Origin of the sequence: Nonomuraea roseola (assembly GCF_039535395.1) — a bacterium.
Taxonomy (GTDB): Bacteria; Actinomycetota; Actinomycetes; order Streptosporangiales; family Streptosporangiaceae; genus Nonomuraea; species Nonomuraea roseola.
Genome location: NZ_BAAAXC010000012.1, coordinates 869485 through 885025 on the forward strand (window position 1 = coordinate 869485; position 15541 = coordinate 885025).

General features: G+C 70.5%; 13 protein-coding genes. 6 read left to right on the forward strand and 7 right to left on the reverse strand.

The genetic code is table 11. From position 1 onward, the window contains the following. Positions 1–76 precede the first annotated feature (76 nt). From ABFX55_RS16270 to thrS, 4 genes are read left to right on the forward strand one after another with little or no spacing between them, the layout of a single operon-like run. Positions 77–907: a sulfotransferase family protein gene (locus ABFX55_RS16270; protein ID WP_346121846.1), complete on the forward strand. Its 831-nt coding sequence runs from the start codon at positions 77–79 to the stop codon at positions 905–907. Then, positions 904–2073 carry a glycosyltransferase gene (locus ABFX55_RS16275; RefSeq protein ID WP_346121848.1) on the forward strand — a complete coding sequence of 390 codons (1170 nt, stop codon included), beginning with the start codon at positions 904–906 and terminating at the stop codon, positions 2071–2073. The genes ABFX55_RS16270 and ABFX55_RS16275 overlap by 4 nt, the downstream gene beginning before the upstream one ends. A gap of 20 nt (positions 2074–2093) precedes the next feature. Continuing rightward, the gene (locus tag ABFX55_RS16280; protein ID WP_346121850.1) at positions 2094–2690 is read left to right on the forward strand and encodes a glycoside hydrolase family 25 protein; all 597 of its coding nucleotides are present in this window, start codon (positions 2094–2096) and stop codon (positions 2688–2690) included. Positions 2691–2732: 42 nt separating this feature from the next. Further along, on the forward strand, positions 2733–4706 hold the full coding sequence (gene thrS / locus ABFX55_RS16285; protein ID WP_379479262.1) for a threonine--tRNA ligase: 1974 nt from the start codon (positions 2733–2735) through the stop codon (positions 4704–4706). Between the two features lie 321 nt (positions 4707–5027). Here thrS and ABFX55_RS16290 read toward each other — a convergent pair whose 3' ends face one another. Continuing rightward, positions 5028–5750, reverse strand: coding sequence for a PIG-L deacetylase family protein (locus ABFX55_RS16290; protein ID WP_346121852.1), 723 nt, complete (start codon positions 5748–5750; stop codon positions 5028–5030). 669 nt (positions 5751–6419) lie between these two features. After that, positions 6420–6806, reverse strand: coding sequence for an Asp23/Gls24 family envelope stress response protein (locus ABFX55_RS16295; RefSeq protein WP_346121854.1), 387 nt, complete (start codon positions 6804–6806; stop codon positions 6420–6422). A gap of 280 nt (positions 6807–7086) precedes the next feature. Between ABFX55_RS16295 and ABFX55_RS16300 the strand changes: the two genes are divergently transcribed. Together ABFX55_RS16300 and ABFX55_RS16305 are read left to right on the forward strand one after the other, a co-directional pair. Continuing rightward, a complete protein-coding gene (locus tag ABFX55_RS16300) occupies positions 7087–7899 on the forward strand; it encodes a hypothetical protein (RefSeq protein WP_346121856.1) in 813 nt (270 codons plus the stop codon). Positions 7900–7901: 2 nt separating this feature from the next. Beyond that, positions 7902–8453, forward strand: coding sequence for an HIT family protein (locus tag ABFX55_RS16305; protein WP_183662204.1), 552 nt, complete (start codon positions 7902–7904; stop codon positions 8451–8453). A 33-nt stretch (positions 8454–8486) separates the two neighbouring features. Here the strand turns inward: ABFX55_RS16305 and ABFX55_RS16310 are convergent, their stop codons facing one another. The 5 genes from ABFX55_RS16310 to ABFX55_RS16330 all read right to left on the reverse strand — a co-directional run bounded on the left by ABFX55_RS16310 (position 8487) and on the right by ABFX55_RS16330 (position 15459). Next, the gene (locus ABFX55_RS16310) at positions 8487–10535 is read right to left on the reverse strand and encodes a hypothetical protein (protein WP_346121858.1); all 2049 of its coding nucleotides are present in this window, start codon (positions 10533–10535) and stop codon (positions 8487–8489) included. Between the two features lie 59 nt (positions 10536–10594). Then, a complete protein-coding gene (locus tag ABFX55_RS16315) occupies positions 10595–11053 on the reverse strand; it encodes a GNAT family N-acetyltransferase (protein ID WP_346121860.1) in 459 nt (152 codons plus the stop codon). Between the two features lie 10 nt (positions 11054–11063). After that, a complete protein-coding gene (locus tag ABFX55_RS16320) occupies positions 11064–11567 on the reverse strand; it encodes a class I SAM-dependent methyltransferase (protein ID WP_346121862.1) in 504 nt (167 codons plus the stop codon). Positions 11568–11649: 82 nt separating this feature from the next. Continuing rightward, the gene (locus ABFX55_RS16325; RefSeq protein WP_346121864.1) at positions 11650–13209 is read right to left on the reverse strand and encodes a glycoside hydrolase family 10-like protein; all 1560 of its coding nucleotides are present in this window, start codon (positions 13207–13209) and stop codon (positions 11650–11652) included. A gap of 111 nt (positions 13210–13320) precedes the next feature. Continuing rightward, positions 13321–15459, reverse strand: a complete 2139-nt coding sequence (locus ABFX55_RS16330) for an elongation factor G-like protein EF-G2 (protein ID WP_346121866.1) — start codon at positions 15457–15459, stop codon at positions 13321–13323. Positions 15460–15541 lie beyond the last annotated feature (82 nt).

The window sequence follows — 15541 nt, forward strand, 5'->3', positions numbered from 1 at the left end:
CCGACAACGCCACTATGTGCTTCCGGTGAGCGGAAGCCCAGCTAATCCTCAGGTCGGGTTGTTAGCCTCCCTCGACATGAACTGGAGACGAAGGGTCAACAAAACCTTCGGAGACCTGACGGGCTTCCAGCTCACCAGGCTGCCCGTCGCCGCGCCCGAGCCTGAGCCCGAAGTGAGAGCGCCCGCCGATCCCGCCTCCGACCGGCTCCTGCGCGCGCCGGTGTTCCTCCTGTGCCCTGTCAGGTCGGGCTCCACGCTCCTGAGAGCCGTGCTCAACGCCCACTCGATGATCCACGCGCCGCACGAGCTGCACGTGCGCAGGCTGACCGTCGGGTACGGCACGACGCTGGCCGAACGGGCCATGGAGGCGCTCGGCCACAACAGGGCCGATCTGGAACACCTGCTGTGGGACCGGGTCCTGCACCGCGAGCTGGTCAGGAGCGGCAAGCGCGTCGTCGTCGACAAGACGCCCGCCAACGCCTTCGCCTACCAGCGCATCGCCGCCTGCTGGCCCGACGCCCGCTACGTCTTCCTGCTGCGCCACCCCGCCTCCATCGCCCGCTCGTGGCAGGAGACCTCGGGCCGCTCGCCCGAGGACGCCGTCACCGACTCGCTGCGCTACATGAAGGCCGTCGAGCGCGCCAGGAAGGCGCTGCCGGGGCTGACCGTCCGCTACGAGGACTTCACCGCCGACCCCGCGGGCAAGGCCCGCGAGATCTGCTCCTTCCTCGACGTCCCCTTCGAGCCGGACATGCTCGACTACGGCGACGCCCCATGGGTCAAGGGCCTCGGCGACTGGAAGGACAAGATCCGCACGGGAACGGTCCAGAGGGGCCGCCCGCTGCCGCCGATCGACGAGGTGCCCGCCCCGCTGCGGGCGCTCACCACCCGGTGGGGCTACACATGAAGATCCGCTACCTGCTCCTCCACGCGTACGGCACGGGCGGCACCATCCGCACCGTCCTGACCCAGGCGGGCTGGATGGCGGAGGCCGGCCACGACGTCGAGGTCGTCAGCGTGGTCAGGCGCCGTACCGGGACGGGCTTCGCGATCCCGAAGGGCGTGAAGATCAGGGCCCTGGTCGACCAGCGCACGGGCATCGCCGAGCCGCGCCTGCACGCCAGGATGCTGCGCAAGCTGCGCGGCCACGTCGTGCCCAGGGGAGAGCCCGCCGCCGCCTATTTCACCCCCGAGGTCGAGACCGCCGTGGCCCGCTGGCTGCGCGGCCTGTCGGAGGGCGTGCTCGTCACCACCAGGCCCGCGCTCAACCTGCTGGCCGCGCGGCACGCCTCGGGCCGGGTGGCCATGGTCGCCCAGGAGCACATGAACTTCGCCAGCCACCGGCAGGCCGTGCAGCGGGCGATCAGGCGCGCCTACGGCAGGTTCGACGCGGTCACCGTCCTCACCGAGACCGACAGGGCCGACTACGAGCGGATCCTGCCGGGCTCAAGAGTCGTGCGCGTCCCCAACGCCGTGCACCCCATGGAGCGCGCGCTCGCCGACCACACCTCCGCCACCGCGGTCGCGGCGGGCAGGCTCGTCCCGCAGAAGGGCTTCGACCTGCTCATCCCCGCCTTCCAGCGGGCCACGCAGGCCCACCAGGACTGGCGGCTGCGCATCTTCGGCACCGGGGTCAAGCGGGCCGAGCTGGCGGCGATGGCGGAGGCGGCCGCGCCCAGGGTCGAGCTGAAGGGCCGCTCCGACGCCTTCCACGAGGAGCTGGCCGCCTCCGCGCTCTACGTGCTCAGCTCCAGGTTCGAGGGGCTGCCCATGGTCATGATCGAGGCCATGGCGCACGGGCTGCCCGTCGTGGCCTTCGACTGCCCGACGGGCCCAGGCGAGGTCATCACCCACGATGTGGACGGCGTGCTGGTCCCGCCCCAGGACGTGGACGCCCTGACCAGGGCGATCACCGAACTGATCGAGGACGAGCCGAGACGCAGGAGGCTGGGGGCGCAGGCGGTGCGGACCGTCGAGGCCTACTCCACGCAGGCGGTTGCCCCGAAGTGGCTCGAGCTGTTCAATGATCTGCAGACGGCGCGGCGAGGGGCCGACAGGACGCCCCTTTCATAGACTCCGGCAAGGTGGAACGGGTGTTGCACGGCATAGACGTGTCCAACTGGCAGGGAAACGTCGACTGGGGCGACCATGCCGACGACGGCGTCTCCTTCGCGTTCGCCAAGGCGACCGAGGGCGTGACCTACACCGACAAGTGGTTCGACCGCAACTGGCAGCGCATGCGAGAGAACTGGCTGGTGTGCGGGGCCTACCACTTCGCCAGACCCAAGGGGAACCCCGCCGACCAGGCCAGGCACTTCCTGCGCACGATCCAGCAGACGGGCGGGCTGCGCAGGGGTGACCTGGTCGCGCTCGACCTCGAGTCCCACGACGGCCTGCCCGCCGACGAGGTGGCCGCGTTCGCCAGGCGCTGGTGCAGGATGGTCGAGAGGCACACGGGCATGCGCCCCTTCATCTACACCCACGCGTGGTTCGCCCGCGCGGGGAACTGCGCGGGCCTGGGCGAACACCCGCTCTGGATCGCCTCTCCCGGCAGGCCCAAGGGCGACCCCCTGGTGCCTTCGCCATGGCGCGACTGGAAGATCCACCAGTACGACAACAGCCCGCTCGACCGCAACGTCTTCCACGGCAGCCGCGAGGAGCTGACCAGGCTGGGTTACGACCCGCGATAGCATCGTTGTCCACCGACCAACGCCGCTATCCAAGGAGTCACCGTGTCAGCCGAGCTGCATATCACCCTCGCCGGAGCCGAGCGTGTGGTCGCGGCCGGCACGACGTACGGCGAGGCCCTGGAGGCCGACGGCCGCACCGTCGTGGCCGCCCGCGTCAACGGCGAACTGCGCGACCTGGCCTCCCACGCCGCCGACGGCGACGTGGTCGAGCCGGTCGAGGTCTCCTCGCCCGACGGGCGCGCCATCCTTCGCCACTCCACCGCGCACGTCATGGCGCAGGCGGTGCAGGAGCTGTTCCCCGAGGCCAAGCTGGGCATCGGGCCGCCTGTCGACAACGGCTTCTACTACGACTTCGACGTCGAGCAGGCCTTCCACCCCGACGACCTCAAGCGCGTCGAGAAGCGCATGCGCGAGATCGTCAAGCAGGGCCAGCAGTTCTCCAGGCGCGAGGTCTCCGACGACGAGGCGCGCGCCGAGCTGTCCGCCGAGCCGTACAAGCTGGAGCTGATCGGCCTCAAGGGCGGCGCCGCCTCCTCCGACGACGGCGCCGGCGTCGAGGTCGGCGAGGGCCAGCTGACCATCTACGACAACCTCGACCCCAAGAGCGGCGAGCTGTGCTGGAAGGACCTGTGCCGAGGGCCGCACCTGCCCTCCACCAGGGCCATCCCCGCCTTCAAGCTCATGCGCTCGGGCGGCGCCTACTGGCGCGGCAGCGAGAAGAACCCGCAGCTGCAGCGCATCTACGGCACCGCGTGGGAGAGCCGCGACAAGCAGGACGAATACCTCCACCTGCTGGAGGAGGCCGAGAAGCGCGACCACCGCAAGCTCGGCGCCGAGCTCGACCTGTTCAGCTTCCCGCCGGAGCTGGGCAGCGGGCTGCCGGTCTTCCATCCCAAGGGCGGAATCATCCGCAAGGAGATGGAGGACTACATGCGCAGGCGGCAGGGCGAGTCGGGCTACGAGTTCGTCAACACCCCGCACATCACCAAGTCGCAGCTGTTCGAGACCTCGGGTCACCTGCCGTGGTACGGCGAGGACATGTTCCCGCCCTTCGAGCTCGACAACACCGAGTACCGCGTCAAGCCGATGAACTGCCCCATGCACAACCTGATCTTCAGGGCGCGCGGGCGTTCCTACCGCGAGCTGCCCCTGCGGCTGTGCGAGTTCGGCTCGGTGTACCGCTACGAGAAGTCGGGCGTGGTCCACGGCCTGACCAGGGTGCGCGGCATGACGCAGGACGACTCCCACATCTACTGCACCAAGGAGCAGATGGGCGGGGAGATCAAGAGCCTGCTGGCCTTCGTGCTCAGCGTGCTGCGCGACTTCGGCCTGTCGGAGTTCTACCTGGAGCTGTCCACCCGCGACGACTCCGACAAGTTCATCGGCGAGCAGGCCGACTGGGACGAAGCCACCGCGGCGCTGCGCCAGGCGGCCGAGGAGTCCGGGCTCCAGCTGGTCGACGACCCGGGAGGCGCGGCCTTCTACGGGCCGAAGATCTCGGTCCAGGCCAAGGACGCCATCGGGCGCACCTGGCAGCTGTCCACCATCCAGCTCGACTTCAACCAGCCCAAGCGCTTCGGGCTCGAGTACCAGGCGGCCGACGGCAGCAGGCAGACGCCCGTCATGATCCACAGGGCGCTGTTCGGCTCGATCGAGCGCTTCCTCGGCGTGCTGGTCGAGCACTACGCCGGCGCGTTCCCTCCGTGGCTCTCGCCTGTGCAGGTCGTCGGCATCCCGATCGCCGAGGCGCACACGCCCTACCTGCACGACGTGGCCAAGAAGCTGCGCGAGCGCGGCATCAGGGTCGAGGTCGACACCGCCGACGACCGCATGCAGAAGAAGATCCGCAACGCGCAGAAGGCCAAGGTGCCCTTCATGCTGCTCGCCGGTGACGACGACATCGCCAACGGCGCGGTCTCCTTCCGCTACCGCAGCGGCGAGCAGAAGAACGGCGTGCCCGTCGAGGACGCCATCGCCGAGATCGTCAACGCGGTGGAGCGCCGCGTCCAGGTCTGAGTGAAGCGGCGGGCCCCGGCGCTCCTCGGGCGTCCGGGGCCCGCCGCTTTCTTCCGGTCGGGCCTCAGCGCCCGACCGGCCCTGCGTCCGGCTTCCAGAAACCTTGATGCCTCCGCGCGGTACTGCTCTCGCGGCCTGCGCTTTGCCAGGTTCCTGCGAGGTCCTCGCAGGTCGCAACCTCCACGGTCTTCGCGTCGCCGGCTCCTCCACGCGGACGTCGGCTGCCGCGGCCTCTCGTGGGCCTCTTCGCGCCAGGCCGTCCGGCTGGGTTTTGGCGGGGTCGTGGGGTCCCGCCTCACCGGGCGAGGCGGGCGGGGTGGGTCAGCGGGCGTAGAGGCGGAAGGTGACGGCTGGACGGCCGCCGAAGCTCTCCGCCGCCCCTTGGGCGATGGTCCCGAGGAAGCTCCTGCAGTAGGTCTCGGGGTCCTCGTCGGTCAGCGCCTCGATGTAGCTGCGGTGCTCCAGGAGGGAGCGCACGCCGTGCTCCAGCGTGTCGGCGACGTCCACGGCGTGCGTGGGGTGCTGGTCGCCCGCCACCGCGACCCACCGCACGCCGTCCCATGGCTCGCCACCCGCCTCGGGGAAGATCCACCGGTTGCCCGCGTCCCCTGCCGCGTCGACCGCCGCCCTGCCCACCGCGCGGTGATCGGGCGTGTTCCAGTGCACGCCGCCCCAGGTGTCGGCGAAGTTCAGGGTGATCAGCAACTCGGGACGGTGCCTGCGGATGGCCGCCGCCAGGTCGCGGCGCAGGGCGGTGCCGTACTCGATGACCCCGTCCGCGTGGTCGAGGAACTCCACCTCCGACACCCCGACGACGCTCGCGGAGGCGCGCTGCTCCTGCTCGCGCAGCGGCCCCGCCTTGGCGGGTTCGAGCGTGTCGATGCCCGCCTCGCCGCGTGTGACGATCAGGTACGCCACCTCACGGCCCTCGGCGGTCCACCTGGCGACGGCCGAGGCGCAGCCGTACTCCAGGTCGTCGGGGTGCGCGACGATCGCCAGCGCCCGCCGCCAGTCCGTGGGCATGGGCTCCAGCTGCTCGGCCATCGTGTCCTCCATGATCTCGGTTCGGTACGGCCAGCGTAACCACTCCCGGACGACGCCCCCATGGTCATCCGCACCAGCTCACACCGAGGCGGCAGCCCTGAGAACCGAAGCCGCCCAACTGAAGCCCGCCTGCTTGGACCACCTAGGACCCACCCCTGGGACGCTGCCCTCGGACCACCCGTTCTGGCCGGACCCACCCTCGGGACCCCTCGGCCCCAACCCTCTGCCGGGTTCACCCTCTGCCGGATCCACCCCTCGGATCCACCCCCTGCCCGACTCAGCCCTCGGACTCAGCCCTCGGACTCAGCCCTGGCCGGACTCAGCCCGATGGCGGGGCTCAGGCCCGATGGTCGGCCCCAGCCTCTGGGCCCGACCCGGCCCCCTCGTGAGAGACCGCCTGGAGAGCGGAGTTGTGCCTCGAGTAGAGCCCTCGTCCGGAAGGTGCACCGGCCCGCGAGGGGCGTCCACCTGAGACACGCCCGCCGCGCCGGGTTCAGGAGACCGGTCTCTGAGAAGGCGGGCAGCCCCCTGCGGGGGCGCGAGCGTACCGTGTCCGGGACTCGTCGTCTCCGGCGGCCGGGGCCGTCGTACCGGAGCTGGGCGGATCTCTCAAGGGGGAGGCCCGGGGCTGTGGTTAGAGACGGGGGCCGTCTTCTGAGGGGCGCGCGGTTACACGGACTCGCCTTCGGGGGCGGATTCCAGGTGGGTTTCGCCGGGGAGGCGGACGTCGTCGACGGTGACGTTCACCTCGGTCACCCGCATGCCCAGCATCCGGCTGACGGTCGTGGCGACGTTGGTCTTGACCTCGGCGGCCACCTCCATGACCACGTGCCCGTACTCCACGACGACCGCGACGTCGACCGCGACCTGCCGTTCGTGGATCTGCACGTTGACGCCCTGGTGGCGGTGGCGGGCGCCGCTCCCCGCCTGGTCTCGGACGGACTCGAGGGCCCGAGCCGGGTCCCCTCCCATGTCGGCCACACCGGGCACGGAGAGGGCGGCGAGCGCGGCCACCTTCTCGACCACCTCGTCGGCGACCTTGATGCGTCCCTTCACGACGGCGGCGGTGGTGGTGGCGTCAGTCGCCTTGGACGGGCGAGAAGTCGACTCCCCACCGGAGCGCGCCGACCGGGCGGACGTCTCCGCGCCGATGCCCGAGGGGGACCTGGAACCGAGGTCGGATCCTGAGCCCCTGTGCGAAGTGGAGCCGGACTCGAGGTCCGAACCGGAACGGCTACGGGAGCGGGAGGCGGAACCGAAGTCCAACCCGGAGCCGAAGCGCGAGCGGAAGCCGGAGCCGAGGTCCGAGCCGGAGTCCACCTCCGCGTGGGAGCCCATGCTGAGACCCGAACCCGAGCCCGAGCCTGAACGCGAGTCCGAGCCTGAACCGGTACCGGAACCCGAGTCGGGGCCGGAGTCGGGGCCGGAGTCGGTGTCCATGGCCAGGATCGAGCCCGAGCTGAGGTCAGAGTCGGAGGTGAAGGCTGAACCCGACCCCGAACCCGGGTCCAAGTCCGAACTTGCACCCGAGCCCGAGCCCAACCCTGATCCCGAGCCCAACCCTGATCCAGAGCCAGAGTCCGAGCCCAAGCCTGAGTGCGAACCCGAACTTGCACCCGAGTCCGAGTCCGAGCCCGAGCCTGAGTCCGAGCCCAAGCCAGAGTCCGAGCCTGATTCGGGGTCGGAGTCGGTGGACACGTCCGGGGTCGAGGCCGCGCTGACGTCTGAGTCCGAGGTGAAGGCCGGGCCGGTGTCAAGGTCCGAGCCGGCGTCGAGGTCGGAGGAGGACTGCGCGCCTGAGCCGGACTCGAGGGGCGATTCCAGCGTCGAGTCGGAGTCGAGCACCGAGGCCGGGGACGAGTCCCAGCTCGAAGACGAGTCCCAGTTCGAGGCAGGGTCCCAGTCCGAGGCTGAGGTGGAGGGTGGGTCGAGGGTGGGGTGGTCTTCCGCCGGTGGAGCTGCGGTCCAGGCCGACCCGAGGGACGGCGTGGCGCGCCACGCCGGGTTCGGCGGCAGGGGTGAGGGCGTCTCGGGAACCGAGGTCTCCTCAGCTATGGCTTCACTCATCGTCGTCTCCTTTGTGGCTGTTTGGGATTGTGCCGGATGTCCTCCCCGTTTGTCCGGTGACTCGGGGTCCTATGCTTGCTGAACATGCAGGAGAGTGAGCCGATGGAGCAGGCTGGGGCGGGGGCGCCGGACAACTTCCAGCGCCTGTGGACACCGCATCGCATGGCCTACATCAAGGGGGAGAACAAGCCGAGCGGCGAGGGAGCGGGCGACGGCTGCCCGTTCTGCGAGATCCCGAAGATGAGCGACGAGGAGGGGCTGATCGTCGCCAGGGGCTCGGCCGTGTTCGCGGTGCTGAACCTCTACCCCTACAACTCGGGCCACCTGATGGTCTGCCCCTACCGCCACGTCTCCGACTACGACGAGCTGGACGACGCCGAGATGGCCGAGCTGGGCGACTTCACCAGGCGGGCGCTGCGCTCGCTGCGCAAGGCCAGCGGCGCCCAGGGCTTCAACGTCGGCATGAACCTCGGCCACGTCGCGGGCGCGGGCATCGCCGCCCACCTCCACCAGCACGTGGTGCCCAGATGGGGCGGCGACACCAACTTCATGCCGGTGGTGGCACACACCAAGGTCCTGCCGCAGCTCCTGCGCGACACCAGGACGATGCTGGCCGACGCCTGGCCCACGTCCTGACGAACCCGCCGCACGAGCTCGTCAAGGCGTGGATCACACCTTGACGAGCGGGCGCTCCTCGGCAGGGGCCTCGCCGGGGAGCGCGGCGATGCCCGCGGAGAGCACCAGCGGGATGGCCAGCGCCAGGGCCATGGACAGCACCGCGGCGCCCGAGTCGTTGACCAGCGTGCCGACCACGCCGCTGACCAGGGTGCCGATGAGCCCGGCCTTGAGCGCCGGTGAGTAGGTGAAGGCGGCGGGAAGCACCCCTGCGGTCGCCTGCTCGGGACGCATGACGGCGTAGACGAGGAAGGCCACCGCGGCGATCACCACGGGCATGAGGGTCGGGCTGAGCAGCGTGCTGAGCATCGCGACGAGCTTGCGCACGATCACGTCGATCGCCTCGCCGCTGAGCACCTGCCCGACGAACCTGCCCAGGTGCGACTGCTCAGAGGCGGGCCTGAGGTAGTTGGCGACCGCGAACCCGGTCACGGCGACGCCGCCCGCCACACAGAACAGGGCCAGCCGTACCAGCGAGATCCGCTTGCCGAGGATCAGCAGCGCCGTCACCGCGATGCCGGGCACGAAGGCGATCACACCGCCGAAGTCGCTGCCCATGCCGGAGCCGCCCAGCACCATCGCGAACGTGCCCAGCACGGCCACCACGGCGGCGCCCCACGGCCGTGACAGCCGGTGGGCGATCACCGTGGAGGTCAGCAGCGTGCCGGTGGCCAGCAGCGCGAACGGGATGTTGCCCAGCCCGTAGTAGCGGGCGCCCTGTTCGGCGCTGAAGCCCATGAAGCTGTTGAGCTGCAATGTGGTGCCGGTCAGCAGGTCAGCGGCGAGCGTGGCGGCGCTGGCGCCGGCCACGACCGCGAGGGGGCCGAGGGGGCTGCGCCGCCACGGCCCTGCGAAGGCGAGGGCGGTGAGGACGACCAGCCAGGCCAGCATGCCGCCGAACAGCTCCGCCGCGCTCGACCACGGCAGCAGGTTCACCAGGATCGAGGTGATGGGCAGCGCCGCCAGCGCCACGGCGGCCAGCCGTACGGCACGCAGGCCCCTGCGGCGGCGCAGCAGCAGGAAGGCGACCGCGTAGAACAGGACCTGCAGCACCGCCAGGACGATGAAGAACAAACCCTTGACCGACCGCATCGTCTGGGCGGTCTCGTCGGACTCGGCCATGCGCTCGAACGTCGCGCCGGGGTCGCCGATCCGCAGCGGCTGGCCGACCATGGCGTCGGGCACCGGCACGCCGAGCCTGGTCAGCACGGTCGTGGTGAGGTCGGGCAGGATCGAGATGTCGTCGCGGCGGGTGGAGGCCGCGCCCAGCTCGCGCCCGTGGGCCCCAGGCTCGCGCAGCGCGGCGACGCGCAGGTGCGGCACCGAGCCGTGGTCGGACATGCCCGCCAGCACGACGGTGGTGCTCTCGGGCAGGACGGCCAGCAGCGCGCCGGCCTTGGCGTCCGCCAGCCGGAGCGCGGCCCTGCGGTCCTGGGCCGACAGCTTGTCGGGCACCGTCGGCAGCTTGCCCTCGCCGGTGAAGTACGGCCTGATCAGGTCGTCGACGTCCATGGCGACGACGCGGCAGCGCTCGAGCTCCTGCTCCCGCATCTGGATGGGGGAGGCGTAGTAGGTGGCGACCGCGCCCTTGCGGTCGGCCAGCCCCAGCGCCGCGCCGGGCCCGATGGCGATCGAGCACTCGCCCGCCTTGGCCAGGGTCTCGCCCAGCAGGCCCGCGTTGCGCTGGTCGGCAACCTTGAGCAGGTAGTCGTAGTCGGGGATGACCGCGCCCTTGCCCTGCGGCTCGGGCAGCGGAGGAGGCCCGCAGCGGTATCCGGCCGCGGAGCGGGTGCCCGCGGAGACCGTCAGCCAGCCGTCGTAGGGGCAGGTGATGTTGCCGACCGTGCGCACCGACATCGAGCCGATGGCGCTCGCGCCCGCCAGCTCCCACAGGTTCGGGGTGTCGGCCTGGGTCAGGTCGCTCCAGTGCAGGCCCGAGACGCCGATCAGAGCGATGCGCTCCTTGTCGTCGGCGTGCGCAGGGGCCCAGCCCAGCAGCATCTGGCTGACCAGTACGGCCAGCACCACCAGGGTCCGCCTCACCCGCGACTCCTCCACTAGCTCGACATCGTCGCAGGGCACGCTACACCGCGTCGTCGTCGTCAGGTGACGCGCTTTTGGTAGCAGAGAGAGTTGGGGACCAGGTGGTAGGGCGGATAGACGGGAATGCGCGTGTAACCCTCGCGCTCGTACAGGCGCACCGCGTCGGGCTGCCTGTCGCCCGTCTGCAGCACCACCCGCCCGGCGCCCGCCCTCGCCGCGGCGCTCTCGACCGCCTCAAGCAGCGCCACGGCGACGCCGTTGCCGCGGTGCCCTGGGGCGACGTACATGCGCTTGATCTCCAGCTCGCCGCCGAGCCTGCGCAGGGCGATGTGGCCGACCGCCAGGCCCTCCTCGGTGCGGGCGAGGCCGGTGTAGACGACGCTGTCGCGCGCGACGGAGAAGTCCTCGGGGAAGTCGAAGCCGGCCATGTCGGCGTAGCGCTCGTCCATCTCTCGCGACATCGCCGCGCGCAGGGCCTCGGCGGAGGGGTCGTCCCACTCGACGGTCTCGACGTTCACGCCGGCCAGCCTACGAGGCGCGCACGCACACCAGTCGCTCGCCCCCGCGCACGACGGTGGGGGTGAGGCCGTGCGAGGACAGTGTCCGGGTGAGGTCGGCGGCGAGGGCGCTCGCGCGCTCGGCCGAGGGCGGCTCGTAGAACAGCGAGAGCTCCCCGCCGTAGGCCAGCAGCGAGGAGATGTGGGCCAGCTCGCGGGCGGGGTCGCGGGTCCAGAAGAGGTTCACGTTGACCGCGAAGACCTTGTCGAACCGCTCGCCGTCCAGCCGCAGCTCCTCCAGGGAGGCGCGCAGGATTCTGGCCCTGCCCGACTCGAGGTGGCGGGCGTTGCGGGCGCCGGCCCGTTCGACGGCGGTGGCCGAGCGGTCGACGGCGGTGATCGTGCCGGTGGTCAGCAGGTCGCAGACCAGGGACACCGCCACTCCAGGACCGCAGCCGATCTCCAGCAGGCGGTCGCCGGGCGCGACGGCCAGGGTCTCGACGGCCCATGACAGGCGCTGAGGTACGGCAGGCATACGTCCAGCCCTATCACGAGACGGGCCCCACGCGCCGACCTTGAGAAGGACGCGCGTGGGGCCGCCTGCCGTACGAAAGGGATCAGACGGGAGAGACGGTCGCCTCGGAGGGCGCGCTCTCGCGGGTGAGCGGGTCGAGCGAGGTGACCAGGTACTGCCCTGGCGCCTTGGTGGCGAAGGACGGACCCGAGACGACGGCGACCAGGTTGCGCGAGTCGGTCGCCGAGCAGGTCTCGCCGGAGGCGGGCACCTTGTAGACGGCGTAGGAGCGGGCGCCGGGCACCGCGTTCCACTTCAGGACCGAGCCCTGGGCCTTCAGGCCCGACGGCTTGGCGGGGGCGTCGCCCTTCTGGCCCTTGGGAAGGGGCAGCAGCGCGGGACGCGCGTAGTGCTCCTTGACCAGGCGGTCCATCACCTTCAGCGGGTTGGCGCCGATCTGCTTGGCGCTGAAGTAGACGTCGCCGTCGACCTGCTTGTAGGAGCGGTTGAGCTTCAGGTGCGCGGGCAGCTCACCGGCCTTGGTCCAGGCGGGCACGTCCGTGGCGCCGACCCGGTAGAGCGCCTGGCCGATGTACAGCCGCACGTCGGTGCCCTTGACCTCGTTGGCCCACCACGGCACCAGCGCCTTGTAGTCGGCGGCCTGGAAGCCGCGCGGCCAGTAGAGCTGCGGCATCACGTAGTCGACGGTGCCCGCCTTGATCCAGGCCCTCGCGTCGGCGTAGACCGAGTCGTAGGCCGACATGCCCGCGGTGGCCGAGCCGGACGGGTCCTGGGCCTTGTTGCGCCAGATGCCGAAGGGGCTGATGCCGAACTTGACGTCGTTCTTGGTGGCGTGGACGGCCTTGTGCACCTGGGCGACGAGCTTGTTGACGTTGGACCTGCGCCAGTCGGCCAGCTTGGCGCCGTCGCCGTAGCGCCTGAAGGCCGCGGTGTCGTTGAACGCGCCGCCGCCGCCGGGGTAGGGGTAGAAGTAGTCGTCGAAGTGCACGCCGTCGATGTCGTAGCGCTTGACGACGTCGGTGACGACCTTCACCACGTGCTCGCGCACCTGCGGCAGGCCGGGGTTGTAGTAGAGCAGGTCGCCGTACTTCACCAGCCAGTCGGGGTGCTGACGGGCGGGGTGGGAGGCGGGCAGCCTCGCGGTGTTGGTGTCGTAGGCGGCCCTGTAGGGGTTGAACCAGGCGTGGAACTCCAGGTTCCTCTTATGCGCCTCGGCGGTGAGGAAGGGCAGCGGGTCCCAGCCGGGGTCCTTGCCCGGCGTGCCGGTGAGGTATTGCGACCACGGCTCGTACGGCGACTTGTACAGCGCGTCTGAGGCCGGCCTGATCTGCACGAAGACCGCGTTGAGGTTGCGCTTGACCGCGTTGTCGAGGATGCGGACGTACTCGGCCCGCTGCTTGGCAGGGCTCAGCCCGGTGGCCGAGGGCCAGTCGATGTTCTTCACCGTGGCGATCCAGACCCCGCGCAGCTGGCGCTTGGGGTAGCGGGCGTCGGCCACGCAGTTCTCCGTGGCCTTGACGGGTGCGGCCACCCTGCCCTTGGGAGCGGCGGCTTCGGCTCCGGGGCCGCCGAAGGCGTAGGCGGCGGCGGTGGCGGCGATCGCGACGGCGGAGGCCGCTAGCAGAGGTCGTCCGTTACGCATAGTCCCCCAGTGTGACATCGCCTCTGGGGTGCTTCGACCAAAAAACGAAATGGATTTGTGATTCAAGTGTGACTCAGGGGGAGGGCGTTACCCTCCCCCTGTCGAGGGGTGTCAGTCCTCCGCTGTCACCTTGTCTGTCAGGTGGGAAGGCAGTGGTTCGTAGCGCAGGAACGTCCGCTGGAAGCTTCCCGTGCCGTGCGACATCGACCTGAGGTCTATCGAGTAGCGGGTGATCTCCAGCTGCGGCACCTCGGCCTTCACCAATGTCCTGCCCGTCCCAACGGGCTCCGTGCCGAGCACCCTGCCTCTCCTGCTGGACAGATCGGACATCACCGCGCCGACGTGGTCGTCGGCCACCAGCACCGCGATCTCGTCGACCGGTTCGAGCAGCAGCGTCGCCACCTTGGCCGCGGCCTCCTTCAGCGCGAGCGAGCCCGCGATCTGGAAGGCCATGTCGGAGGAGTCGACCGAGTGCGCCTTGCCGTCGTAGAGCGTGACCCGCACGTCCACCATCGGGTATCCGGCCAGCACGCCCCGCTCCATCTGGGTGCGCACGCCCTTCTCCACCGACGGGATGAACTGCCTGGGCACCACGCCACCGACGATCTTGTCCACGAACTCGAAACCCCCGCCGGACGGCAGGGGCTCGACTTCCAGGTGGCAGATGGCGTACTGGCCGTGACCGCCCGTCTGCTTGACGTTGCGGCCCATCGCCTGGCATCTGCCTCCGAAGGTCTCGCGCAGCGGCACCCTCAGGGGCACCCGCTCCACCTCCACGCCGTGGCGCTTGGCCAGCCGGTCGAGCAGGACGTCGGTGTGGGCCTCGCCCATGCACCACAGCACCAGCTGCCTGGTCTCGGCGTTGTTCTCCAGCCGCAGGGTCGGGTCCTCGGCGACCAGCCGCGCCAGGCCCTGTGACAGCTTGTCCTCGTCGGCCTTCGACCTGGCCCTGATCGCCACGGGCAGCAGCGGCTCGGGCATGGTCCACGCCGTCATGAGCAGCGGGCGTTCGGGCTCCGACAGCGTGTCGCCCGTCTCGGCCCTGGCCAGCTTCGCCACCGCCACGATGTCGCCTGGAGCGCCCTTGCCGATGGCGCGCTGCTGCTTGCCCAGCGGGCAGGTCAGCGTGCCGATGCGCTCGTCGACGTCGTGGTCCTCGTGGCCCCGGTCGGCCAGGCCGTGGCCCGACACGTGGACGGTCATGTCGGGACGCAGCGTTCCCGAGAACACGCGCACCAGGCTGATCCTGCCCACGTACGGATCGCTGGTCGTCTTGACCACCTCGGCCACCAGCGGCCCGTCGGGGTCGCAGGCCTTGACGGTCACCGGCTTGCCGTCGAGCGTGGTGATCTCGGGCAGCGGGTGCTCGAGCGGAGAGGGGAAGCCCTGGGTGATGCCCTCCAGGATCTCCTGCGCGCCCACTCCGAGGCCGCTGGCCAGCACGGGGTAGAAGTTGCCCCGCGCGACCGCCTTCTCCAGGTCGTCGATCAGCACCTTGGTGTCGATCGCCTCGCCCGACAGGTAGCGGTCCATGAGCGACTCGTCTTCGCTCTCCTGGATGATGCCCTCGATGAGGGCGCCCCTGTACTCCTCGATCCTGTCCTCGTACTCGGCGCCGGGCTCCCTTTCCGTGCGGGTGCCCGTGGCGTAGTTGTAGAACTTCTGCGAAAGCAGCCCGATCAGCCCCGCCACGTGCCCGTTGGTCACGACGGGAAGGTAGAGGGGCGCGACGCCCTCGCCGAAGACGTCCTGACACTCGGCGAGCGCCTGGTCGAAGTCGGCCCGCTGATGGTCGATCTTGGTGATGACCACCGCTCTCGGCATGCCGACCTGGCTGCACTCCTCCCACAGCATCCGGGTCAGCCCGTCCACGCCGTCGGTGGCGGAGACCACGAACAGGGCGGCGTCGGCGGCGCGCAGCCCGGCCCGCAGGTCGCCCACGAAGTCGGCGTAGCCAGGGGTGTCGAGAAGGTTGATCTTGATTCCGTTGTGGACCATGGGCGCGACCGACAGGTTCACCGAGCGCTGCTGGCGCACCTCGATCTCGTCGAAGTCGCTGACGGTGGTGCCGTCCTCCACGCGGCCCATGCGCTGGATGGTGCCGGTGGCCACGAGCAACTGCTCGACGAGGGTGGTCTTGCCCGCTCCCGAATGGCCGACCAGTACGACGTTGCGTATCGCGTCCGCCCTGTCGGCCGCTGGTGCCCTGCCCGCGGCTCCTATGGCCGCGCCGTGGTGCTTCTCAGCCACTTCGCCTCCGCTTCCGTGGGACGGGCTCGCGGGGGTACGGCGCGCGCCGTCCTGTTCGTCGTTCGGATGGGTATCTGGAGTC